This window comes from Deinococcus radiopugnans ATCC 19172, assembly GCF_006335125.1.
GTDB classification, from domain to species: Bacteria; Deinococcota; Deinococci; order Deinococcales; family Deinococcaceae; genus Deinococcus; species Deinococcus radiopugnans.
Genome location: NZ_VDMO01000008.1, coordinates 1 through 24,108 on the forward strand (window position 1 = coordinate 1; position 24,108 = coordinate 24,108).

16 protein-coding genes are annotated in these 24,108 nt (G+C 66.3%); 4 read left to right on the forward strand and 12 right to left on the reverse strand.

The features are described from left to right. Window positions 1–229: 229 nt before the first annotated feature. Complete coding sequence (locus FHR04_RS08555; RefSeq protein WP_139402470.1) at window positions 230–1,636, reverse strand: NAD-dependent succinate-semialdehyde dehydrogenase; 1,407 nt, start codon at window positions 1,634–1,636, stop codon at window positions 230–232. 115 nt (window positions 1,637–1,751) lie between these two features. Here FHR04_RS08555 and FHR04_RS08560 point away from each other — a divergent pair, with 115 nt between their 5' ends. After that, entirely contained in the window at window positions 1,752–2,480 is a 729-nt protein-coding gene (locus FHR04_RS08560; RefSeq protein WP_039686025.1) for a phosphodiester glycosidase family protein, read from the forward strand. 58 nt (window positions 2,481–2,538) lie between these two features. Beyond that, window positions 2,539–3,483: a hypothetical protein gene (locus FHR04_RS08565; protein WP_139402472.1), complete on the forward strand. Its 945-nt coding sequence runs from the start codon at window positions 2,539–2,541 to the stop codon at window positions 3,481–3,483. 152 nt (window positions 3,484–3,635) lie between these two features. Here FHR04_RS08565 and FHR04_RS08570 read toward each other — a convergent pair whose 3' ends face one another. Then, on the reverse strand, window positions 3,636–4,028 hold the full coding sequence (locus FHR04_RS08570; RefSeq protein ID WP_039686029.1) for a hypothetical protein: 393 nt from the start codon (window positions 4,026–4,028) through the stop codon (window positions 3,636–3,638). 110 nt (window positions 4,029–4,138) lie between these two features. Here FHR04_RS08570 and FHR04_RS08575 point away from each other — a divergent pair, with 110 nt between their 5' ends. Continuing rightward, window positions 4,139–5,290: an acyl-CoA dehydrogenase family protein gene (locus tag FHR04_RS08575; protein ID WP_249039044.1), complete on the forward strand. Its 1,152-nt coding sequence runs from the start codon at window positions 4,139–4,141 to the stop codon at window positions 5,288–5,290. 237 nt (window positions 5,291–5,527) lie between these two features. Here the strand turns inward: FHR04_RS08575 and FHR04_RS08580 are convergent, their stop codons facing one another. Next, window positions 5,528–10,183, reverse strand: a complete 4,656-nt coding sequence (locus tag FHR04_RS08580) for a DNA-directed RNA polymerase subunit beta' (RefSeq protein WP_139402476.1) — start codon at window positions 10,181–10,183, stop codon at window positions 5,528–5,530. A gap of 126 nt (window positions 10,184–10,309) precedes the next feature. Next, window positions 10,310–13,765 (reverse strand): DNA-directed RNA polymerase subunit beta, encoded by a 3,456-nt coding sequence (gene rpoB / locus FHR04_RS08585; RefSeq protein ID WP_139402478.1) that lies wholly within the window; start codon window positions 13,763–13,765, stop codon window positions 10,310–10,312. A 416-nt stretch (window positions 13,766–14,181) separates the two neighbouring features. On the opposite strand from rpoB, the gene FHR04_RS08590 reads away from it, so the two are divergent. After that, on the forward strand, window positions 14,182–15,324 hold the full coding sequence (locus FHR04_RS08590; protein WP_039686035.1) for an acyl-CoA dehydrogenase family protein: 1,143 nt from the start codon (window positions 14,182–14,184) through the stop codon (window positions 15,322–15,324). Window positions 15,325–15,405: 81 nt separating this feature from the next. On the opposite strand, the gene FHR04_RS08595 is transcribed toward FHR04_RS08590, so the two are convergent. The 8 genes from FHR04_RS08595 to FHR04_RS08630 all read right to left on the reverse strand — a co-directional run bounded on the left by FHR04_RS08595 (window position 15,406) and on the right by FHR04_RS08630 (window position 24,106). Beyond that, complete coding sequence (locus FHR04_RS08595; RefSeq protein WP_139402480.1) at window positions 15,406–16,284, reverse strand: ABC transporter permease; 879 nt, start codon at window positions 16,282–16,284, stop codon at window positions 15,406–15,408. 43 nt (window positions 16,285–16,327) lie between these two features. After that, window positions 16,328–17,272, reverse strand: a complete 945-nt coding sequence (locus FHR04_RS08600) for an ABC transporter permease (RefSeq protein WP_039686039.1) — start codon at window positions 17,270–17,272, stop codon at window positions 16,328–16,330. 72 nt (window positions 17,273–17,344) lie between these two features. After that, window positions 17,345–18,823, reverse strand: a complete 1,479-nt coding sequence (locus tag FHR04_RS08605) for an ABC transporter substrate-binding protein (RefSeq protein ID WP_139402482.1) — start codon at window positions 18,821–18,823, stop codon at window positions 17,345–17,347. Next, window positions 18,816–19,523, reverse strand: coding sequence for a FadR/GntR family transcriptional regulator (locus FHR04_RS08610; RefSeq protein WP_039686041.1), 708 nt, complete (start codon window positions 19,521–19,523; stop codon window positions 18,816–18,818). Before FHR04_RS08610 ends, FHR04_RS08605 begins: the two co-directional genes overlap by 8 nt. A 165-nt stretch (window positions 19,524–19,688) precedes the next feature. After that, window positions 19,689–20,444 (reverse strand): SDR family NAD(P)-dependent oxidoreductase, encoded by a 756-nt coding sequence (locus FHR04_RS08615; protein ID WP_139402484.1) that lies wholly within the window; start codon window positions 20,442–20,444, stop codon window positions 19,689–19,691. Next, window positions 20,441–21,961, reverse strand: a complete 1,521-nt coding sequence (locus FHR04_RS08620; protein ID WP_139402486.1) for a carboxypeptidase M32 — start codon at window positions 21,959–21,961, stop codon at window positions 20,441–20,443. Before FHR04_RS08620 ends, FHR04_RS08615 begins: the two co-directional genes overlap by 4 nt. Then, window positions 21,954–23,345, reverse strand: coding sequence for a dipeptidase (locus tag FHR04_RS08625; protein WP_139402488.1), 1,392 nt, complete (start codon window positions 23,343–23,345; stop codon window positions 21,954–21,956). Before FHR04_RS08625 ends, FHR04_RS08620 begins: the two co-directional genes overlap by 8 nt. Further along, entirely contained in the window at window positions 23,342–24,106 is a 765-nt protein-coding gene (locus tag FHR04_RS08630) for an SDR family NAD(P)-dependent oxidoreductase (protein ID WP_139402491.1), read from the reverse strand. Before FHR04_RS08630 ends, FHR04_RS08625 begins: the two co-directional genes overlap by 4 nt. Window positions 24,107–24,108: the final 2 nt, after the last annotated feature.

The window sequence follows — 24,108 nt, forward strand, 5'->3', positions numbered from 1 at the left end:
TGGCCTCCACAGATCGGTCTGACAGGACCAATTCCAGAAGCCGAAAATCCAAAAAAGGCTGCCGGTCACGCAATTTCTACTGTCTCTGCGTCAAGGTCAGGCGCGCGAGATCGCAAACGCAAGCGCCTTACGCAAAGGGTGATGTCGATTCTCCGAAGGCCACCTCCTACAGAAGAAAGCCCACGACGCGTCTCCGCTCGTCGTGGGCCGCTACTTTTCCGCATGCTATTCAGCGGACCGTCATGCTGAGGTACTTGATGTTCAGATATTCCTGGAGGCCCCAGGGACCGCCCTCACGCCCATAGCCACTCTGCTTGACGCCGCCGAACGGCGCCTGCGCGGTGCTGGGCACCGGATCGTTTAGGCCGATGATGCCGTACTCCAGCCGTTCGCTTACCCGGAAGGCCCGGTTCAGGTCATTGGTCCATAGGTACGCGGCCAGACCGAACTCGGTGTCGTTGGCGGCCTGAATTGCTTCTTCCTCGGTGTCGAAGGCCAGCAGCGGGGCCACGGGGCCGAAGGTCTCCTCCCGCATCACCAGCATGTTAGGCGTGACGCCTGTCAAGACTGTGGGCTGGAAGTACAGCCCCTTACCCGCCTCTCCTCCAGTAACCGCCTGTGCCCCGTGGGCCAAGGCATCCTCGACATGTCGCTTGACCTTCTCCAGGCCCTGCTGATCCACCAGCGGCCCGATCTGGGTGCCGGGGTCCAGCGGATCGCCCACCTTCAGGGCCGCAACGGCTTTCGTCAGGCGGGCGGTGAAGTCCTCCAGCACGGCGCGCTGCACGTAGATACGGTTGGTGCACACGCAGGTCTGCCCCGCGTTGCGGAACTTGCAGGCCACCACATCCTGCACCGCCTGGTCCAGATCGGCGTCGGCAAAGATCAGGTACGGGGCGTGACCGCCCAGTTCCAGCGACACGCGCTTGAGGGTAGGGGCCGCCTGCGCCGCCAGCAGCCGCCCCACCTCGGTACTGCCGGTGAAGGTGACCTTGCGGATGCGGGCGTCGTCCATCATGACCTTCGTGATGGCGACTGGATCACTGGCCGTGATGACCTGGAAGGTATCAGGAGGGCCGCCCGCCTCGGTCCACAGGTCACGCATCTTCAGGGCGGTCAGCGGCGACTGCTCGGCGGGTTTGAGGATCACCGTGCAACCCGCGGCCAGCGCCGGAGCGATCTTGCGCGTCGCCATCGCCGCCGGGAAGTTCCAGGGGGTCACCGCGTACACCGGTCCCACCGGCTCCTGGGTGACCAGCAGCCGCTTGCCCGGCACCTGACTGGGCACGATGTCCCCGAAGACACGCTTGGCTTCCTCGGCGTACCACTCGATAAACGACGCCGCGTAGCGCACCTCGCCCAGCGCCTCGGTGACGGGCTTGCCCATCTCCCGGGCGATCAGGGTGGCGATCTCCTGTTCGTCACGAAGCATCAGGTCAAAGAACGTGCGCAGCAGCGAGGCGCGGGCGTAGGCGGTGGTGCGCCGCCACGTCTCGAAAGCGGCCACGGCGCGGTCGGCGGCGGCGCGGGCCTCGTTCACGCCATGATCGGGAATGTGGGCGATCACCTCGCCGCTCGACGGGCTGCGCAGGTCGAAGGTGGACTGAACGGGCCTTGCACTCTCGGAGGAGGTCATGTGGACATGGTAAGGCTGCGTCAGACCTCCATTGGCCACGGTCCCACAGTGCGGGCCGGCTGAAGCGGAAAGCCACCCTCTTTTCTCAGCCCACTGGGCGGCATCATGGCTCCCGATGATCGCCGCCCGCTTCCTCCCTGCCGTGCTGCTGATGTCGTGCAGCCCCGCCTCTCAGGCCTTCACCCTGAACAAGGTGGTTTCAGAGGGCATGCTGTACACCGTCGCTGAGGTTGACCTGACCAGGGACCGGCTGGAACTGCACTGGCTCAACCCCACCACCGGCCAGCCCTACGCCAGTTTCGCGCAGGTGCAGGGCCGGCTGGGCAAGCAGGGGCGCGAGATGCAGTTCGCCACCAACAGCGGCATCTACGCGCCGGGGCTACGGCCGCTGGGGCTGCATGTTGAGGACGGCAAGACGCTGGTGCCCATCAACAACGCCCGCTCCGGCGGCAACTTCGCGCTGCTGCCCAACGGGGTGTTCTGGGTCAGGGGCCAACGGGCGGGCGTGACGGAAACCGGGGCGTACCGCCGCCTGGACCCGCAACCCACCTTCGCCACGCAGTCGGGGCCGCTCTTGCTGGCCGGTGGGCAGATCCATCCCGCCTTCAACAAGGGCAGCACCTCGTTCAAGGTGAGAAGCGGCGTGGGCGTCTGCCAGGACGGACGGGTGCGCTTTGCAGTCAGCGCCGGCCCCGTCAACTTCTACGCCTTCGCCGTGTTCTTCCGGGACCGCCTGAAGTGCCCGGACGCGCTGTATCTGGACGGCAGCATCAGCGCCTACGCGACGCCACAGGACAATACCCAGCTTGCGGATTTTGCGGGCATCTGGACCGTCAGCCGCTAGGCCAGCCGCGCTGAAGCTCCCCTCAGCCGCGCGCCACAGGCCAGTGCTACGCTCGCCTATGCCCACACCTACCCTGCTGCCGGAGGCTTTCGCCCGCGCCCGCGCTTTTCTGACCCAGCGGGGCAGGCCGCTGGACCTTGCCCGGTTCCGCCACGCCTTCGAGAACCCTGACGCCGCCAGCGTTCTGGACGCCCTGCGCACCTACCAGAATGAGGACGGCGGCTTCGGGCGGGCGCTGGAGCCGGATTGCCGCGCCCCGCACAGCAGCGTGCTGGCGACCATGATGGCCCTGCGCGTGTTGCAGGAACTGGAAGTGGCGGCCGACGAACCGCTGCTGCGGGACGCCGTGGACTGGCTGCACGCCCACCTCCACAGCAATCTGGACGGCAGCGTGTGGCCCTTTCTACCCGCCCAGGCCGAGGCGTTTGCGCACGCGCCGTGGTGGAACCAGAGCCGGGAGGGTGAGCTGGCCCGGACCTTCGGCGGGTTCCGGGTCAATCCCCGCGCCGAGATCGTGGGGCGGCTGTGGCGCTGGCCCGGCCTGTTGGCAGACGGCCTGCTGGCCCAGTTGACCCTGGAAGCGCGCGACGCCGTGCTGGCCGGTCTGGACGAGAGGGACGTGAACAGCCATGTGGCGGCGGCAGTGTTCGCAGGCAATGCCAGCATTCCAGATGATCACCGCCTGCCCGTGCTGGAATACCTGGCCGACGTGTTGCCGGGACGGGTGCAGACCGCTCCCGACGCCTTCACTGAGCACGGCCTGAATCCTCTGCTGGTGGCCCCCACCCCGGATCACCCCCTGGCCCACGCCCTGGAGGAACCGCTGAGCGCCGCCCTGCTGCACCTGATCAGTGCGCAGGCGGATGACGGCGCATGGGGTCCGAACTGGACCTGGCTGGGCCAGTTCCCCGAGGTCTGGCCCACGGCCGAGGCCGAGTGGCGCAGCGCCCTGACCGTGGACGCCCTGCTGACCCTGAGAGCCTGGGGGCGACTGGAAGAATGAATCCGGAGGGACTCGGAGGGCTGCCGTCCCATCCCGTTGTGGCGTCCTTCCAGGCCAATACTCCCACTTCCGCTGGAGGACCGGCAGCCTGCGGTGCGGCACCGCACGACAGCAAAAACCCCTCCCGTGTCGGGGAGGGCCAGGAGGTTCATTCAGACGCCGTCTTCGGCCTTCTGCTGGTGGTACTCGCTGATATGATCGTAGACTTCCTGCGGAAACTCAAGATCACGGTAGACGTTGCCCTCATCGGGATCCTGGGTGTCCGGCATGATCGGGAAGTCCTGCTTCGCCTGATATTCCATGATCTTGCTGCGGCCCGGCGGGCTGTAGTCGCGCTCCTGCACCTGCTGCACCAGCCCACGCGCGTCCGCCTCGGCAAAATCTTTGTCCCTGGCCAGCTGCGCCACCAGTTCGTCGTCGCTCAGAAAGTGGCGGGCGACGATGGCGTAGACCAGCCGTCCGTAGTGGCCGATGTCCTTGCCGTCATTCAGAGCGCTGGTCAGGTGGGCCATCATGTGGTTGTTCTCCATATCTTTCAGACTCATAATCACCTCGCTGAATTTAGGCTAAAGCGTAAAGGTGCCAGGGATATGACAGGCAACTTAGCGGGGCTTCACGCAGGCAAGGCAGGCGTCCAACCGCTACCCTGGACAGCGTGACCTCCCCCTTGCCGAACTCCGAACTGACCGGCGCGCAGACCGAGGTGGTGGATCGCGCCGCCGCCGCCATTCGCCAGCACGCCGCCGAATGCGAGGCGGCCCAGGACGTGACGCCAGACGCGGCCCAGGCACTGTCGGACAGCGCTTACACCCGTCTGGCCGTGCCTGAAGACCGGGGTGGTCTGGGGGCCAACTTGTCGCAGTTCGCGCAGGCACAACTGACGCTGGGCAGAGCGGACGCCAGCCTGGCCCTGATCCTGGCGATGCACGGGCACGTGACAGGTGCCGCCTTCCAGGGCCGGACCCTGCCGGAACCGCTGCTGCACGCCGTGGCCGAGGCCGGGAAGCGCGGTGAACTCCTGAATGCCCTGGCCAGCGAACCCGAGCTGGGCAGTCCCTCACGCGGGGGGCTGCCGCAGACCCGCGCTGTGCCGGACGCGACAGGCTTCGAGAGTGGCGGCTGGCGCATCACGGGCCGCAAGACGTGGTCCACCGGGGTTCGTGCCCTGCGCTGGGCGTTGGTCACGGCCGCCACGCCAGACGGGCAGGTGGGCCGCTACTGGGTGGACCTGCACGGCTCCGGTGTCCGGATCGAGCCAACGTGGCAGGGGGCGCTGGCCCTGCGTGGCAGCGGCAGCCACGACGTGGTGTTCACGGACGCGCCGTCGGGCCTGCACGCACCGCCCGCCCCCGGCCAGCCAGCCAGCAGCGCGTGGTTCTGGACGGCGATTGCCGCCACCTACCTGGGGGTGGGCTTTGCCGCTCTGGACGCGATTGCCACCTACGCCCGCGTGCGTGTGCCCACCGCCCTGGGCGCCCCCATTGCCACCCTGCCGCGCATTCAGGAGAATGTAGGCCGCATGGTCACGTCCTTGCAGGCCGCGCGGGCGTTACTGCTGGACGCCACGGCGCAGTGGGACGTGGACCCCAGCGCCGGCTCGGTCCCGGCCATCGGCGCGGCCAAGGCCCACGCGACGAACGCCGCCGTATTTGCCACCGATCTGGCCTCGCGCACGGCGGGAGGCGCTGCCCTGAGCGCCACGCTGCCGCTGGAAAAGTTACTGCGAGACGCCCGCGCGGGCCTGACGCATCCGCCCACCGACGACACCGCGTACACGACGCTAGGCCGACTTCTGCTGGAGGAGTGATACGGACTCCGTTTGTTTCGTGTAGAGATCGGAGCTGTCCCGATTTCTACACCCCACGTCCGGAGGGATGTTTTTCTCCTCCTCGCTCTGCTCGGATTTCCAGGTGTTCTCAACACCTTTCAGTCGGAGTCCGTATGAGGTCAGGCCACCGCAACTCCCAGACTTCTCCAAGGCCACGAGAAAACCCCCACCCGTTCCCAGGTGGGGGTTTTCGTTGGACTGTTCAACCAACGGGGGTTAGTTGGTGTAGGTGACGTTCTCGTTCACCACGCCGGGGCGGGTATCGTCGTAGCTGCGGTCTCCGGTGACGGAGTCGCTGCTGTTGTTGCTCTCGCCGTACTTCTCCAGCGTGCGGTCGTCGGCCACCTGCATGTCGCGGACGGTCAGCAGGCCTGTGCCCGCCGGAATCAGCTTGCCCAGGATGACGTTTTCCTTCAGGCCGATCAGGTCGTCGACCTGACCCTTCATGCTGGCCTCGGTCAGCACGTGGGTGGTGTGCTGGAAGGAGGCGGCGGACAGCCAGCTCTTGGTGGTCAGGCTGCTCTTGGTGATGCCCAGCAGGACCGGCTTCCAGGAGCTGGGGGTGGCGTCCTCGGCCAGCGCGTTGTTGGCGCCGTCCACCTCCCAGCGCTCGACGATCTGGCCTTCCAGAAGGTCCGTGCTGCCGCCGTCCACGATTTCCACGTAGCGCAGCATCTGGCGGATGATCACCTCGATGTGCTTGTCGTGAACCTTCACGCCCTGGCTGCGGTACACGCGCTGCACCTCGTCCACCAGGTACTTCTGAGCGGACTCGTTGTCCTTGTGCTCCAGCAGGTCGTGCGGGTTGACGGCGCCGCGCGTCAGTTGCTGACCGGCCTCGACGTGCGAACCGTCCTTGATCTCGGGCAGCAGGCGGGTGGCACGGCTGACTTTGTGCAGCTTGCCGCTGAACTGGGCGTCGTCGGCCTCCACCTTGATCAGGTAGCGCTCGTCTTCCTCGGTGATGTGGATGGTCCCGGTGGTGTCGGCGATCAGCGCGGGCACCTTGGGCTTGCGGGCCTCGAACAGCTCGATCACGCGCGGCAGACCCATGGTGATGTCGCCGCTGCCGGCCACACCCCCGGTGTGGAAGGTGCGCATGGTGAGCTGCGTGCCGGGCTCGCCGATCGACTCGGCGGCCACCACGCCCACGGCCTCGCCCATGCTGACCGGCTTGGCCTGCGACAGATCGTAGCCGTAGCACTTCTGGCACACGCCGCTCTTGACCCGGCAGTTCAGCGGGGTGCGGACGAAGATGTCCTGCAAGATCTTGGCGTCCTTGGTGATCGCCTTGACGTCCTCGAGGGACAGCATCTCGCCCTCGCGAATGATGCGGCCATCCGAGAGTTCGATGTCAGCGGTGATCGTGCGGCCATAGATGCTGGTCTCGATCTCGCTGGCCTTGCGGGCGCGCCACTCGCCGCTTCTCTCGTCGGTCGCGCCCAAGCCGATGGTGCTGTAGTCGGTGGTACCGCAGTCCACGTCGCGCACGACGACTTCGTGGGCCACGTCGACCAGCTTGCGGGTCAGGTAGCCGGAGTCGGCGGTACGGAGTGCGGTATCGGCCCCACCCTTCCGCGCGCCGTGGGTGCTGATGAAGTACTCCAGCACGGTCAGGCCCTCGCGGAAGCTGGCGCGGATCGGCACCTCAATGGTGCTGCCGTCGGGGCGGGCCATCAGGCCGCGCATCCCGGCCAGCTGCGTGATCTGCTGGGCGTTCCCGCGCGCGCCGGACTGGCTCATGATCCACAGCGGGTTGAACGGGTAGTTCTGGCTGAAATTGTCGAACATGGCGTTCTTGATCTCATCCTTGGTCTCGTTCCACAGCTGCACGACCTGCTTGTAGCGCTCGTCGTCGGTCATGAAGCCGAACTCGTAGTTCTGCTCAATCTCGGCGACCTGCTCGTCGGCGCGGGCCAGAATCTCGCCCTTGCTCGGGGGAATCACGATGTCGTCGATGCCGATGGTGATGCCCGAGGAGGTCGACAGCTTGAAGCCGCTGTCCTTCAGGGCGTCCAGCAGCCCGGCGGTGGCCTCGATGCCGAGGTGCTTGAAGCAGGCCATCACCATGTCCTTGAGGTGGTCCTTCTCGTAGGCGGTGTCCAGGTTGACCAGCGTGTCCACCAGTTCGGCCTGGGTGCCCAGCGCCTCCTGCACCAGCCGGCGGAACATCACGCGCCCGGCGCTGGTGTCGTAGGTGGTGCCGTTCAGGCGGATGCGGACGTGGTCCTGGTAGTCGATGCCGCCGCGCTCGACGGCCATGATCGCCTCGTCGGGACTGGAGAAGGTGTACTTCAGGCGGCCGGGGCTGGTCTCGGTGCCGCGCACGGTAATCGGGCTGTTGAGGGCCACCTTGCCGTCTTCCAGGGCCTGCAACGCGGCCTGCTCGTCGGCGAACTCGGTGCCCGCGCCCAGGTTGTCGTGGCGCAGCTGGGTGAGGGTAAAGATCCCCAGGATGATGTCGCGGCTGGGCTTGACGTTCGGCTCGCCGTTGGCCGGGGACAGCAGGTTGTGCGAGGCCAGCATCTGAATGCGGGCTTCGGCCTGCGCCTGCGCGCTCAGCGGGACGTGAATCGCCATCTGGTCGCCGTCGAAGTCGGCGTTGAAGGCTTCACAGACCAGCGGGTGCAGCTGAATGGACTGGCCTTCCACCAGCACCGGCTCGAAGGCCTGGATGCCCAGACGGTGCAGGGTGGGCGCGCGGTTGAGCAGCACGACCTTGTCCTCGATCACCTCTTCCAGGGCGTCCCACACGCTGTCGCGGGTGTCGCGGTAGCGTTCGAGCATCTTGCGGGCCTGCTTGATGTTGGTGACCTCGCCCTTCTCTTCAAGCACCTTGAACAGGAACGGCTTGAACAGTTCCAGCGCCATGCGCTTGGGCACCCCGCACTGGTGCAGCTTGAGCTGCGGGCCAACCACGATCACCGAGCGGCCGGAGTAGTCCACGCGCTTGCCCAGCAGGTTCTGGCGGAAACGCCCCTGCTTGCCGCCCAGCAGGTCGGTCAGCGAGCGCAGGCTGCGGTCACTGCCGGGGTTGGTCACGGGGCTGCCGCGCCGGCCGTTGTCGATCAGGGCGTCGACGGCTTCCTGCAACATGCGCTTCTCGTTGCGGATGATCATGTCGGGCGCGCCCTGGCCGATCAGCTTCTTGAGGCGGTTGTTGCGGTTGATCAGGCGGCGGTACAGGTCGTTCAGGTCGGACGTGGCGAAACGCCCACCGTCCACCTGCACCATCGGCCGCAGGTCCGGCGGCATGACGGGGACGGTGTTCAGGATCATCCACGAGGGGTGGTTGCCGCTACGCTTGAAGGCGCGCGTGACTTCCAGCCGCTTGCGGGACTTGGCGCGCTTGTGGCGCGAGGAGTCCTTCATCGCCTCGTTCAGCTCGGCTTCCAGCGTGTCCAGATCGATATCGTCCAGCAGTTCCTTGACCGCCTCGGCGCCCATCTTGGCCTCGAAGTCGTAGGACTCGATCACGCGCACCTGCTTACGCACCAGGTCGATCTCGATGCGGCCCGAGATTTCAGAGCGCAGGTTGCCGCCGTCGGCCAGCTCGTCGCCGGGCTCCACGCGGTCCCCGATCACGACCAGGGGTTCGTCCTGATAAGGGTAGACCTTGGCCTTGGACACGATAACGCTGGCCGGGGCGTGCAGGGTGATGGTGCCGTTGGCCTCGGCGACGATTTCCTCGGCGGTGTCGATGGCGCCGACGACCCGCTGGCCGGCCTCGACCTCGCTGCCGTCGCCCACCAGGACGTGCATGGTGGGGTTGATCGGGTACTCAGCGCGGCGGGTCCAGTGCGCGGTGACGGTGGGGTCACCCTTCTTGGGCAGCTTCACCTCGCTCAGGCGGCTATCGCGGCTGACGCGCAGGCGCTGGCCAGCCTTGGCTTCGGCCAGCAGGGCGCCAGCCTCGATGATCTCGCCGTGCGCCACCTGCACGTCCATGCCGTGCGGGATGTAGACGCGGGCCAGCACTTCACCCAGCGGGGTTTCGACCTCGATGTCCTCGCCGTTCTCGTCCTGCTCGGCGGGGGCGGCGTCCACGCTCTCGCGGATCACCACCATCACGCTGTCCTCGCCCATGTCGCTCAGAAAGGCGGTGCCGGCCACCGGCGCGGTAATGGAGACGTCCTGCTCCAGCTCGGCCAGGATTTCACCGGCGCGGAAGGTTTCCTGAGCCACCAGCACGTCGGCTGGCAGAGGCAGCGCCGCCTCCACCTGCTCGCGGTAGGCGATCTCGGCGCGGCGGGGGAAACGGTACTGGGCCAGGCCGTCCATTTTGGCGACGACGTTGCCGCCCAGGGTCTGGCCGCGCGTGACGTACTCGCCGTCCCCCACCACCGTTTCCTGACCGTTGGGGATGGTGTAGGTTTCCTGCCGCCCGAAGCGCAGTTCGCGGTACTCGTCGTCGGTCAGCAGTTCGCCGCGCTTGAGGGGCCGCCCGTCCTTCTGGGCGTTGCGCGGATCGGTGACCAGGAAGGAGCTGAAGTACAGCACCTTTTCCAGCTGTCCGGCGCTCAGGTCCAGCAGCGTGCCGATCTTGCTGGGGCTGTCCTTGACGTACCAGATGTGCGCGGCAGGAGTCGCCAGATCGATGTGGCCCATGCGGTAGCGGCGCACCTTGCTGGACGTGACTTCTACGCCGCAGCGCTCGCAGACCTTGCCTTCGTAGCGCTGGCGCTTGTACTTGCCACAGGCGCACTCGTAGTCCTTCTGCGGCCCAAAGATACGCTCGTCGAACAGCCCCTCGCGCTCGGGCTTGAGGGTGCGGTAGTTGATGGTTTCGGGCTTTTCAACCTCGCCAAAACTCCACTCGCGGACTTTTTCCGGGCTGGCAATAGCGATACGGACTTTGCTGAAATCTTTCATTGAAACTCCTTCGGAGTTGGGTCAAACCGTCAAACTGTCCAACGGTCTAACCGCAAAAAGCCAAGACTTGAGTTTTTAGCGGTTAGACGGTGAGACCTTAGACCTTTAGACAGCGCCGCCAGGCGCTCAGCGTTTGGGCATCATCCCTTCGAAGATGTCCACGGGGCGATCCCCGGCGTCCAGCACTTCCACGTCCAGGCCCAGCGAGTGGAGTTCCTTGACCAGCACCTTGAACGACTCGGGGATGGTGCTGCCCGAGACTTCCTCGCCCTTGACGATGCTCTGGTACGCGGCGTCGCGCCCGTCGATGTCGTCGGACTTGATGGTCAGCATTTCCTGCAGGGTGTGCGCCGCGCCGTAGGCTTCCAGCGCCCACACTTCCATCTCGCCGAAGCGCTGGCCGCCGAACTGCGCCTTGCCGCCCAGCGGCTGCTGGGTGATCAGGCTGTATGGGCCGGTGGAGCGGGCGTGCAGCTTGTCTTCCACCATGTGGTACAGCTTCATGACGTACATGGTGCCCACCACGACGGGGCCGCTGATCGGCTCGCCGCTGCGGCCGTCGAACAGGATGCTCTTGCCGGTGCGGGCCAGTTGCATCTGCGCGGCCTCGTAGTCGTCGCTGGCCTTGTTGATCACGCCCAGCTTGCCGGCGCGGTCCAGCACGTCCTGCTCGCGCTTGTCCAGCTCGAAGCCGTCGTCCTTGCGGGCCTGCAACCTCTCGGCGGCAGCGACTTCCAGCATTTCCTTGATGGTCGCTTCGGTGACCGAGTCGAACACCGGGGTCTCGAACTTCTGGCCGGTCAGGCGCGCGACTTCGCCCAGGTGGGTTTCCAGAATCTGGCCCAAGTTCATGCGCGAGGGCACGCCCAGCGGGTTGAACACCAGATCGACGGGGGTGCCGTCTTCCAGGTAGGGCATGTCCTCGGGGGCCATGATCTTGGACACGACGCCCTTGTTGCCGTGGCGGTTCGCCACCTTGTCGCCCACCTGCAACTGACGTTTCTGGGCCACGTACACACGCACCATCTCCCGCACGCCGGGCTTGAGGTCCACGCCCTCGTCGCCCCGGCGGAAGCGCACGGTCTTGACGACGATGCCGCCCTGACCGGACTGCACGCGCAGCGAGGTATCCTTCACCTCACGCGCCTTCTCACCGAAGATCGAGCGCAGCAGGCGTTCTTCCGGGGTGGGTTCAGACTCGCCCTTGAAGCTGGTCTTGCCCACCAGAATGTCGCCGGGCTTGACCTCGGCGCCCACGCGCACGATGCCGTCCTCGTCGAGGTCGCGCAGCGCCGCCTCGCTCAGGCCGGGGATGTCACGGGTGATCTTCTCCGGCCCCAGCTTGGTGTCGCGGGCGTCGATCTCGTCCTTCTCGATGTGCACCGAGGTGTAGAAATCCTTGCGGATCAGGCCCTCGTTGATGCAGATGGCGTCTTCGAAGTTGTAGCCGTCGAAGGGCATGATCGCGATGGTGATGTTCTGTCCCAGCGCGAGGCGGCCCCGGTCGCTGGCCGGGCCGTCGGCGATGACCTGTCCGGCCTTCACCTCGTCGCCCACACTCACGATGGGGTGCTGGTCGAGGTTGGTGCCCTGGTTGCTGCGGGTAAAGCGCACCAGCTCGAAGGTGCGGACATTGCCCGTGACCATGCCGGCGGCGGCGGAGTCCTCGCTCAGCGTGATCTGGATGGCGCGGGCGTCCACGTAGGTCACGCGGCCGGTCACGTCGCTCACGACGCTGGTGCCCGAGTCGGTGACCACCCGGCGCTCCACGCCCGTGCCCACGGCGGGGCTGTCGGCGCGCACCAGCGGCACGGCCTGCGACTGCATGTTGGACCCCATCAGGGCGCGGTTGGCGTCGTCGTGCTCCAGGAAGGGGATCAACGAAGTATTGATCGAGACGATCTGCTTGGGGCTGACGTCCATGTAGTCCACTTCGTCGGGGGTGTACCACAGCGGGTCCCCCTTGCGGCGGGCCAGCACGCGCTCGTCGGCGAAGGTGTTGTCGTCGTTCAGCGGGCTGTTGGCCTGCGCGACGGTGTAACGGTCCTCGATATCGGCGGTCATGTACTCCACCGTCTCGCTGACGTTGCCGTTTTCCACCCGGCGGTACGGCGCCTCGATAAAGCCCAGCGGGTTGACCTTGGCGTACGAAGCCAGCGAGGAAATCAGGCCGATGTTGGCGCCTTCCGGCGTTTCAATCGGGCAGATGCGCCCGTAGTGCGTGCGGTGCACGTCGCGCACGTCGAAGCCCGCGCGTTCGCGGGTCAATCCGCCTGGCCCCAGCGCGGAGATGCGGCGCTTGTGGCGCAGGTCCGACAGCGGGTTGGTCTGGTCCTTGAACTGCGAGAGCTGGCTGCGCCCGAAGAACTCGCGCATGGCCGCCACGATGGGGCGGTTGTTGACCAGCTTGGTGGGGGTCGCGGCGTCGGGGTTGCCCAGCAGCATGCGCTCGCGCACGCCACGCGCCATGCGGCCCATGCCCACGCGCAGCTGATCGGCCAGCAGTTCGCCCACGGTCCGCACGCGGCGGTTGCCCAGGTGGTCGATGTCGTCCTCGCCCACCGGCACGTCGTGCATCTGGCCGTCGGCGCCCATCATCGAGACGGAGTCGTGGCCGTGATGCAGCGCCATCAGGTAGCGGATGGTGTCCACCAGCCCGGCGTCGCTGAACTTGCCGTCCGCGAAAGTCAGCAGGGTGTGTTCCTCGCGCGCGAGCCCCAGCTTGCGGTTCATCTTGAACCGGCCCGGCTCGCCCAGGTCGTAGCGGCGGGGATCGGCCAGCAGGCCGTACAGGTATTGGGTCGCCTTGTCGCGCTTGGGCGGGTCGCCGGGACGCAGCACCGTGAACAGGCGCAGCAGGGCCTCATCGGCGCCCATGCCCGCGCTCTTGTCCTCGGGCAGCTCGGTGTTGGGGTCAAATTCGCTGAACAGGGCCTTCAGGCTGGCGTCGTCGTAGCCCAGCACCCGCAGCAGCATGGCAACGGGGAACTTGCGCTTGTTGACCTTCATTTCCAGAATGCCGCCCGCAAATTCCAGCTCAATCCAGGGGCCGCGCTTGGGCATGGGGATAATCGCGCCGGTGTACAGCTTCTTGATGCCCTTGTAGCTGGACGTGAAGTACACGCCGGGGCTGCGGTGAATCTGCGAGATCACCACGCGGTCGGCGCCGTTGATCACGAACGAGCCGTCGTCGGTCATCAGCGGCAGGTCGCCCAGGAACACCTGGTCTTCCTTGATCAGGCCGCTGTCCTTGTGGATCAGTTGCAGCTTGGCGTACATCGGGGCCTGGTAGGTCAGGTCCTTCTCGCGGCACTCCTCGGGGGTGTAGGGCGGGTCACCCAGACGGTATTCCAGGTAATCGAGCACCAGACCCGTGCTGCGGCCCTTCTCGGTCTCGTCGATGGGGAACACTTCTTTAAAGGCGCTTTGTAAGCCCACGTTGTCGCGCTTGTCGGGGGCGCGGTCCGCCTGGAGAAAGGCGCGGAAGGAGTTGACCTGAATTTCGGTCAGGTTGGGAAGCGGGATAACCTCGCTGATCTCGCCGAAACGTTCGATCCGGGTTTCTTTACCGATAAAACTCATGCACACCTCGCACGCACCCTGCTGTTGCTCACGGCCTTTTCGGGGCAGAAAAAGGCTTTTGAAATACGGCGTACCGTAGGATTGAACTCAAAAGGTTGGAACCTGAACAAGTGAAACGGCGGCAAAACGCCGAGAAACGGCGCAATCAGGACCCGCAACCTCTCCGGCTGCGTTCCTGTCGTCGGGTGTTAATTTTGAAAACTGGAACTTCCCAATTCGCTCCTGCCGGACCCATCCTGGTCGGCCACAGGAGAGTATAGCCGCGCGCCGCCCTGAATGTCAAGAGCAGGCTTCGATATTCGAACAGCGGCAGAGCTGTAACTGGAGCAGGTTTTATCAGAGGCGGCGTGGCCTCGGCAAGAGGGGGCTTTTTCGCCCCTTTCCTCTGCCCGCAAATGCTCTAGGCTGAGTCCCAAATGGATTTCAATTTGCCCGATGACCTGCGCGAGGTGCAGGCGACCATCCGTGATTTCATGCTGAGCCGCGTGGAGCCGCGCGCCCACGAGATCGAGGACAGCAACAGCGTGCCGCCGGAGCTGCTGAAAGAGGCGGCGGGGCTGGGCCTGTTCGGGCTGAGCATCCCCGAGGAGTACGGCGGCGTGGGCCTGGGCATGCTGGGCCGCTGCGCCGTGTACGAGGCGCTGGGGCAGGGGCACATGGGCTTCGGCGGCGTGATCAGCGCGCACGCCTCCATCGGCACCAGTGGGCTGGTGAAACTGGGAACGGAGGAGCAGAAGCGGAAGTTCCTGCCGCGCATGGCGTCCGGCGACTGTGTGGCGGGCTTTGCCATCACCGAGCCCAGCAGCGGCTCGGACGCGGCGAACATCCGCACCCGCGCCGTGAAGAAGGACGACGTGTACGTGCTGAACGGCACCAAGCACTACATCTCCAACGCGCCGATTGCCGGGCTGCTGACCGTCATCGCCATCACCGATCCGGAGCGCGGCAGCCGGGGCATGAGCGCTTTCCTGGTGGAGCCGCAGAGCACGCCCGGCGTGCGGGTGGGCAAGATCGACGAGAAGATGGGCCAGAAGGGGGCGCTGTCGGCCGAGGTGATTTTTGAGGATGCCGAGATTCCCGCCGCCAACCTGCTGGGGCCGGAGCATATGGGCTACCGCGAGGCGCTGGGCATCCTGACCGCCGGGCGGGTGGGCATTGCCGCGCGTTCCACCGGGGCCATGCAGCGCCTGCTGGACCTGAGCGTGGCCCACGCCAAGGCCCGAGAGCAGTTCGGGCAGCCCATCGCCGAGTTCCAGGCCGTGCAGTTCATGCTGGCGGAGATGGAAATTGCCATTCAGACCAGCCGGGTGCTGTGGCAGAAGGTGGCCTGGATGGTGGACGAGGGCCAGGACGTGCGCCGCATGGCGTCGGTGGCCAAGTACCACGCCACCGAAGCCCTGTCGCAGGTGGCCGACAAGGCCGTGCAGGTGGCCGGGGGCATGGGCTACATGAAAGACAGCCCGGTGGAACGCTACTACCGCGATCAGCGGCTGCTGCGCATCTACGAGGGCACCAGCGAGATCCAGAAGATCATCATCGCGAAGGATCTTCTGGCGTAGGGAACCTCCCACTCGTTATTAAAGCTGGAAGCAAAAAGCCCTCTCCACCAGGGAAGAGGGCCAGAAGATGGGGCTTCTGCGCTACCCGATCTTGCCGCGCGGATCCAGCGCTTCCCGAAGCCCGTCGCCGATCAGGTTGAAGGCCAGCACGGCTAGGAAGATGGCGAGGCCGGGAAACACCGCCATCCACGGCGCGTCGGTCAGGTAGCCGCGCGCGGCGTTGAGCATGGAACCCCAGCTGGGCGCGGGCGGCTGAATGCCCAGGCCCAGAAACGACAGGCTGGCCTCGGCCAGAATCGCGTTGGCGATGGCCAGTGAGGTCTGCACGATCAGCGCCCCACTGATGTTGGGCAGCAGGTGACGGGTGATCAGGCGGCCGTCGCCCGCGCCCAGCGCCTGCGCGGCCTGCACGTAATCGCGTTCGCGCTGCGACAGCACCTCGCCGCGCGTGATGCGGGCGAACGCGGGCGCGGTCACGATGGCAATGGCGATCATGGTGTTCTGCAGGCTGGGGCCGAGGATGGCGGCCAGCGCAATCGCCAGCACCAGGAATGGCAGGGCCAGCAGGGCGTCCACCACGCGCATCAGCACGTCGTCCAGCCAGCCGCCGACGAACCCGGCGACCAGGCCGAGGCCGCCGCCGAAGAGCAGCGCCAGCGAAACCGAAACCAGCCCGGCGCTCAGCGAGACCCGCGCTCCGTGCACCACCCGCGACAAGATGTCGCGCCCCAGCTCGTCGGCCCCGAACAGGTGCGCGGCGCCGGGCGCGGCCCGCAGGTCGGAAAAGAAGATCTGCGCCGGGTCATAGGGGGCCACCCAGGGGGCCAGCAGCGCCGACACCGCGAAAATCAGCAGGACGAACAGGCCGATCACGGCCAGCCGGTTGCTCAGAAAACGCCGCAGGGGCGCGGGCAGGCGGCGTCTGGCCGGGGCGGGCGTTTTGGAAACCGTCGTGGTCATGCGCTGTCCTCCATCGGTGGCATGGGCATCGGTGGGACTGGCATCAGTGGTACCGGATGCGCGGATCGACCGCCGCGTAGCCCAGATCCACCAGGAAGCTGACCAGGAACACCGCCACCGCCGAGACCAGCACCACGCCCTGAATCACCGGCAGGTCACGGGTGAACACCGCGTCCACCAGCAGCCGCCCGAAGCCGGGAATGCTGAAGATCTGCTCGGTGATCACGGCCCCGCCCAGCAACCCGCCCAGTTGCAGGCCGAAGGCGGTCAGGAAGGGAATCAACGCGTTTCTCAGGGCGTGTTTGGACGTGACCGCCCGCGACGTGAGGCCCTTGGCGTGGGCCGTTCGCACGTAATCCTGGGTCAGGGTCTCGCTCAGGCTGGAGCGCAGGTAGCGCGTCAGCACCGCCGCCGAGCCGACGCCCAGCGTGATGGCGGGCAGCAGTAGCAGCAGCAGGTTGCGCCCCGGATTCTCCAGCAGGCTGGTGTAGCCGCTGGCCGGAATCCACGCCAGCCGGATGCTGAACAGGTAGATCAGCAGAATACCCAGAAAGAAATTGGGCAGGCTGATGCCGGACAGCGCCAGCAGCGTCAGCAGCCGGTCCACCCAGGTGTTGCGCCGCATCGCGCTGAGAATCCCGGCGGGCAGCGAGATCAGCAGCGAGATCAGCATGGCGAACAGCGCGAGTTCCAGCGTGACCGGCAGTTTCTGGGCAATCAGTCGGCTCACGCTGCTGTTGTCGGTCAGGCTGGTGCCGAAATCCAGCCGCACGGCGCCGCCCAGCCAGCTCAGGTACTGCTGCGGCAGCGAGCGGTCCAGGCCCAGTGAACGGCGCAGTTCGGCCAGGGCCTGCGGCGTGGCCTCCTGGCCCAGGATCAGCCGGGCCGGATCGCCGGGCAGCAGCTTGACCATCGCGAACACAATCAGGGTGACGATCAGCAGAGTAGGAATGGACGACAGCAGACGGCGCAACGCGAAAACAGCCACTGGACCTCCTTGTGTGGAAAGTGCGAGGGGGGCGGGCCAGACCGCCTGCCCACCCCCTTGGGAAACTGCCCGTTACTTCAGATCCACGTCTTTAAAGCGCAGGATGCCGTCGGGGATAGGCTTGAGGCCGGTCATGCCCTTGACGCTCGCCACCAGATTGCGCTGGAAGTACACCCAGGTGTAGGGCGTGTCGCTGAGGATGGTGCTCAGGGCGACGTTGTAGGTGGCTGCGCGGGCAGACATGGCGGTCTGGGCGCGGGCCTTGGCCAGCAGGCTGTCCACCGTCTTGTTGCTGTAGCCGGCCTGGTTGTTGGTGCCGCCCGTGACGAAGAAGTCGTAGATGTTGCCGTCGGGATCGGGGCGGCCGCTCCAGCCCAGCATCAGGGCGTCGTAGTCCTGCTTGTCGGCGCGGTCCAGCAGCGTACCGAACTCCACCTGTTCGATCTTGGCGTTGATGCCGGCCTGCGCGAACATGGCCTGATACACCTGCGCCAGTTGCGTGGTCACGCTGCCCGGCGTGGTCAGCAGCGTAAAGGACAGCGGCTTGCCGCCTAGTTTCTTCTTGGCCAGGGCAATGTCGGGTTTCTGCACCGTGATGGCCGAGGACGCGGCCGGGGTGCCGGGCGGGAAGGGGCCAGCGGCCGGGGTGACGGTGCCGTAGAAGATGCTCTTGGCAATCGCCTCGCGGTCGATGGTGGCCGCCACCGCCTGCCGGAAGTTCTTGTTGTTGAACGGCGCGCGGGTCACGTTGAACCACACGCCCTGGAAGCCGATGCCGGGGTAGTTCAGCACGTTGAATTTGGGGTTCTGCTCCAGCTTGCTGATGTCCTTGGGGTCAATCGGCGTGATGGCCTGCACGGCGCCCGACAGCAGGTTGGCGTAGCGCACGTCGCCGTCGGTAAAGGGCCGGTAGACCAGCTTGTCGATCTTGGGCGCGCCGCCCCAGTAGCTCTTGTTGGCGTTCAGCGTGATGTTGTCCTGACGCACGCGGCTGACGAAGGTGAAGGGGCCGCTGCCCACCGGGTTGTTCTGAAAATCGGCCCCCGCCTTCTTGGCCGCCGTGGGCGAGACGATCATGCCCGCGCGGTCGGTGAGGACCGCCAGCAGCGGTCCGTACGGCTGCGACAGGTTGATCTGAATGGTCTGTGGGTCGACCACCTTGATTTCCTTGATGCTGCTCATCTCGTTCTTGCGGGCGCTGCCTTCCAGCGTGCGGTTGCGGTCCAGCCCGTACTTGACGGCGGCGGCGTCCAGCGCGGTGCCGTCGGTGAATTTCACGCCCGCCTTGAGCTTGAAGGTGTAGGTCAGGCCGCCGTTGGTCACTTTCCACGACGTGGCCAGTGCTGGAATCACCTTGAGGTTGGCGTCCAGATCCAGCAGCTTGTCGAAAATCTGGTTCATCACCTGCCGGTCGACCAGGGCGGTGGACAGCGCCGGGTCCAGCTTGGGCGGATCGGCGTCCAGCCCCACCGTCAGGGTCTGGGCCGAGGCGGTGGCGGCGCTCAGGCAGGCGGCGCTCAGAAAGGCCATCAGGAACTGGGATTTACGCATGGTCGTCTCCTTGGTTGGTGAGAGGGGCGGCGTGCCGACGAACGGAACCCATATGGACCAGCATGGCCTGACGGGCGGCCTGGGGAGAGGCGCTGGCAATGGCCTCCACCAGCGCCCGGTGTTCGGAAATGGTCAATTCCGGCTGATCGCCCACCACCTGACTGCGCAGCTGGAGCATCAGCGAGCGCAGGGTCTCCAGCACCAGCATCACCACCTCATTGCCGGCGATCTGGGCGATCAGGTTATGGAACAGCATGTCCTCCTCGCTCAGCTTGATGTGGCGGGCGCGGGCGGCCTCCTGCCGCTCCAGACACAGCTCAAGCTGCACGATCTGGGTGGGTGTGGCGCGCACCGCCGCCTGCGCCGCGACTTCCGGCTCGATCATCTGGCGGAATTCCAGCAGATGGGCCAGTTTCTGCGGCGAGCGCAGCAGCATGCCCTGGAACGGCTGGGTCAGGTGGGCAGCCGAGGGTTCACGCACAAACACGCCGTTGCCCTGACGCGCCTCCAGGTGGCCCAGCACTTCGAGGCGGGCAATACCGTCGCGCAGGCTGGTACGGGAAATGTTCATCTGCTCGGCCAGCACCCGTTCGGGGGGCAGCCGCTGACCGGCCACGAAGTCTCCGCGCAGGATCAGGGCCAGAAGTTCTTCTGCCGCACTGGCCGCAAGTTTCTGCTGTTTGATCGGCTGCGCGGTCATCTCGCCTCCTCAGTTCCGACTTGAAGGTCCAGTGGTTGGACCAATTTGGGATGGCCTCAGCTTAGGGCTTGGGGGAGTGGCCGCCTACCTTTGTCTAGATTCCTGACATAGGGTGGCGGAGGGTAAGTTCGAGGGTGCCGGCCAGCAGCGAGAAACCGGCTGTCCTCAACCCTGATCCAGCGGCCGGATCAGCAGCTCGTTGACGTTCACGCGCTCCGGCTGGGTCACGGCGTAGACCACGGCGGCGGCAATGTCCTCCGCCTGCAGCATCTCCATCTCCTTGATGCGGCCCTCGTAGGCGTCCTTGGTCTGGGTGTGGGTGATGTGATCGGTCAGTTCGGTGGCGACGACGCCGGGTTCGATCACGGTCACGCGAATGCGGTCCTGCCTGGCTTCCTGGCGCAGCCCCTCGCTGAAGCCGCCCACCGCCCACTTGCTGGCGCTGTACCCGGCGCTCAGCGGGCTGGCCCCGCGTCCCGACACCGAGGAAATGTTGACGATGTGCCCGCTCCTCTGCGGCTTCATGGTTTCCAGCGCGGCCTGCGACAGGTGCATCAGCGCGGTGACGTTCAGATCCATCATGCGCGTGAGGTCACCCGGATCGCCCCCCGCCAGCGGCCCCAGCAGCATGACCCCCGCGTTGTTCACCACAATGTCCAGGCGGCCAAGAGCATCCACCGCCCCCTTCACCACCTCGGCCCCCTGTCCAGCCTGCGCCAGATCCGAGACGATCACGGCCACCCGGCCGCCCATCCCCTCGATCCGGCCCGCCAGTTCGTCCAGACGTTCCTTGCGGCGGGCCACCAGGGCCACCGCCGCGCCGTGTTCGGCCAGGGCAAGGGCCGTCGCCTCGCCGATGCCGCTGCTCGCCCCGGTCACCAGGGCCACCTTGCCTGCGAGTTTGCCATTTTGCTGGGTCATGCGGTCTGCTCCTTTTGAATGTCTAAGCCGTAGAGTTCGCCGTACTTGCCGCTGAGGTAATCCAGATACGGTTGCGGGTCAAGACCACGCCCGGTCACCCGCGTCAGCAGCTCGTGGGGCGTGTAGGTGCGGCCATGCTGGTAGATGTTGTCGGTCAGCCATTCGCGCAGAGGCGTGTACTCGCCGCGCCGCAGCGTGTCTTCCAACTCCGGCATCTGCTCTGTGGCCGCCGCGTAGAACTGCGAGGCCATCACGTTGCCAACCGTGTACGTGGGAAACGAGCCGAACATGCCCGCCGACCAGTGGATGTCCTGCAACACGCCCCTGGCGTCGTCGGGCACGTCCAGGCCCAGGTCTGACCTGATGCGGGCGTTCCAGGCTTCGGGCAGGTCTTTGACCGCCAGCTCGCCGCCGATCAGGGCGCGTTCCAGCTCCACCCGCAGCATGATGTGCAGGTCATAGGTCAGCTCGTCGGCCTCCACCCGGATCAGGCTGGGGCGCACGGTGTTGACGGCGCGGTGAAAGGCGGCGGTGTCCACGTCCGCGAGTTGCCTGGGGAAAATGTTCTGCAGGTGCGGAAAGTGCAGATTCCAGTAGGCCCGCGAGCGCCCAATGCGGTTTTCCCACAGCCGTGACTGGCTCTCGTGGGTGCCGTAGCTGGCCCCGCCCACCGCGTACAGGCCGGGCAGATCGCTGGCCAGCACCGTGCGGCTCAGCTCCGGGCGAACACCCTGCTCGTACAAGGCGTGCCCGGTTTCGTGCAGCGTGCCGAAGAGCGCCCCGGGCAGAAAGTTTTCCTGAAAACGGGTGGTGATCCGCACGTCCTGGCGGGTAAAGCTGATCTCGAAGGGATGCGCCGATTCGTCCAGCCGCCCGCGCGAGGTGTCGTAGCCGAATTGCTTTGCCAGCGCCAGCGAGACGCGCTTTTGCTGGGCCGCCGGATAGTGGGCGTGCAGGAAGTCGGTGCGCGGCTGGGGCCGCTCCTGAATGGCCCGCAGCAGCGGCACGTGATGGTCGCGCAACCGCTCGAACAGCGGCAGCAACGTTTCCACTGTCAGGCCCGGCTCGTACAGGTTCAGGAGGGCGTCGTACGGGTGGCCCTCGTAGCCCAGCGCCTCTGCCAGTTGCCGGTTCAGTTCCACCATGCGCGTGAGCTGCGGGGCGAACAGGCCAAAGTCACTGGCGGCCCTGGCCCGTGCCCACACCTCCTGCGCCTCGGATTTCAGGAGGGCCAGTTCGCGGGTCAGCTCGGCGGGAATGCGCCGCAGGGCCGCGATGGCGTCCAGGGCCTGCTGGGCGGCGCGGGTTTCCACGTCATCGCCGTCCACCGCGCGGGCCGCCGCCTCGTAGGCCGGGTCAAGCAACTTCTCCTGCGCCAGCGCGCTGAGGGTGGCGAGCTGCTGGGCACGGGCCGAACTGCCCCCGGCAGGCATCTGGGTGCGGGCGTCCCAGTTCAGGACGTTCAGGATGCACAGCAGGTCATTGATTTCCGCCGAGCGGCGCCCAAAGTCATTCATCTGTCTTCTCTCCTAAAGTCCACCAGAACTGCGCCCAGGCCCGCTGGCCCTCGGCCAGCCGGGGCACCCGGAAAAATTCGTTGGGGGCGTGGATGTCCTCGTCGCCCACCGCGAAGCTGAAGAACACGGTGTCCAGGCCGAGGACGCTCTGAAAGGTCTCCAGCACGGGGATGCTGCCGCCCATGCCCACGTCCAGCGGGGGCTTTCCGTACAGCTCGGCCAGTACTTCGCGGGCCACCACCGCGCCGGGGTGATCCTCGGGCAGGCGGTACGCGCGTGCGCCGTGGTCACCGGCATGAATTTCCAGGGTGACGCCGGGTGGCAGGTTGTCCTCCAGATGCTGCCGGAGCAACGCGGCGATGCGCTCCGGCTCCTGTCCCGGCACCAGTCGGCAGGTCATCTTGGCGTGGGCCTCGCTGGGCAGCACGGTTTTCGTGCCCTCGCCGGTGTAGCCGCCCCACATCCCATTGACCTCCAGCGTGGGCCGGTGCCACTGGCGCTCCAGCGTGGAATACCCGGATTCGCCGTAGACGGCGGGCGCTCCGGTCTGGGTCAGATACGCCTCGTCGCCGAAGGGCAGTTGCTGGATGCCCCCGCGTTGCTGCGGCGTCAGCTCGGCAATACCGTCGTAAAAGCCCGGCACGGTCACGCGGCCCGACTCGTCGTGCAGTCCGGCGATCAGTGCCGCCAACGCGTGCAGCGGGTTGTGGACGCTGCCGCCGTGCCGCCCGGAATGCAAATCCTTGGCGGGGCCGCGCACGGTCAATTCCAGCGCCGCCAGTCCCCGCGCACTCACCGTCAGCGACGGGACTGACGCGCTCCACATCCCGCCGTCGGCACTCAGGACAAAATCGGCCTTGAGCCGCCCAGCGTTCTGCGCGACGAGTTCGTTCAGGTGGGCGCTGCCAACCTCCTCCTCGCCCTCGAACAGGAACTTGAGGTTGAGGGGGAGTTTGCCCAGCGTGGACAGGTAGGCATCCACCACCTGCACGGTCAGCAGCAGCGGCCCCTTGTCGTCACTGACGCCGCGTCCGTAGAGGCGCTCGCCCTTGACCGTGGGCGTGAACGGCGGCGTGTGCCACTTCTCCAGCGGATCGGGCGGCTGAACGTCGTAATGCCCGTAGACCAGCAGGGTGGGGGCATCTTCGCCTGCGTCCAGATCTTCGGCATAGACGGCGGTGTGCCCGGCGGTGGGCCACCGCTCAACTATTTTGAGGCCGGCGCGTTGCAAGCGCTCCGCGAGCCACGTCGCCGCGCGTTCCATATCCGGCTGGTGATCCGGCTGGGCGCTGACGCTGGGGATGCTGGCGAACTCGATCAACTCGGAGAGGGAGGCTTCGGCGCGTTCGTCCAGTCGTGCCAGCACATCATTCAGACCGCTCATTTGCCACCGTCCACGCTCAAGACTTGCCCCGTAATCCATCCGGCCCCCTCGGAGGCGAAGAACAGCACGGCATTGGCGATGTCTTCCGGCGTGCCCAGGCGCTTCAGGGCGATTGCGTCGATCAGTTTGCGCTGGCCCTCCTCGCCGTAGCTGTCCCACTGGCGCTCGGTGGTGGGGTTGCTGCGGACAAAACCGGGAGCCACGTTGTTGACCGTGATGCCCCACGCGCCCAGTTCGTGGGCCAGCTGGCGGGTCAGGCCGATCTGGGCGGCCTTGGCGGAGGCATACGCCTGAATTCCAGTCAGGCTGATGCCCAGGCCCGCACCGCTGGAGATGTTGATGATGCGGCCCGACCTGCGCTCTTTCATCTGTGGGGCCACGGCCTGCGCGAAGAAGAACGCTCCATCCACGTTGACGGCGAAGATGGCCTGCCAGTCGGCGGGGCTGATCTCCTCGATGGGGCGGCCCACCTGCCCGCGCACACCGCCCGCATTGTTGACCAGCACATCGATGCGGCCCGTCTCGGCCACGACTTCTGAGACGAACGCGCCCACGGCGGCGGCGTCGCCCACATCCACCGCGCGGGTGTGCACCGTCAGGCCGTCGTGGTAGACCAGCCGGGCCGTCTCGCCCAGGCCCTCGGTGTTCACGTCGCAGGCCCAGACATTGGCCCCCTCCCAGGCGAAGGCGTGGGCAATCGCCCGCCCAAAACCGTGCGCCGCACCTGTGACGATCACGGTCTGGCCTGCAAAACGCTCCATGC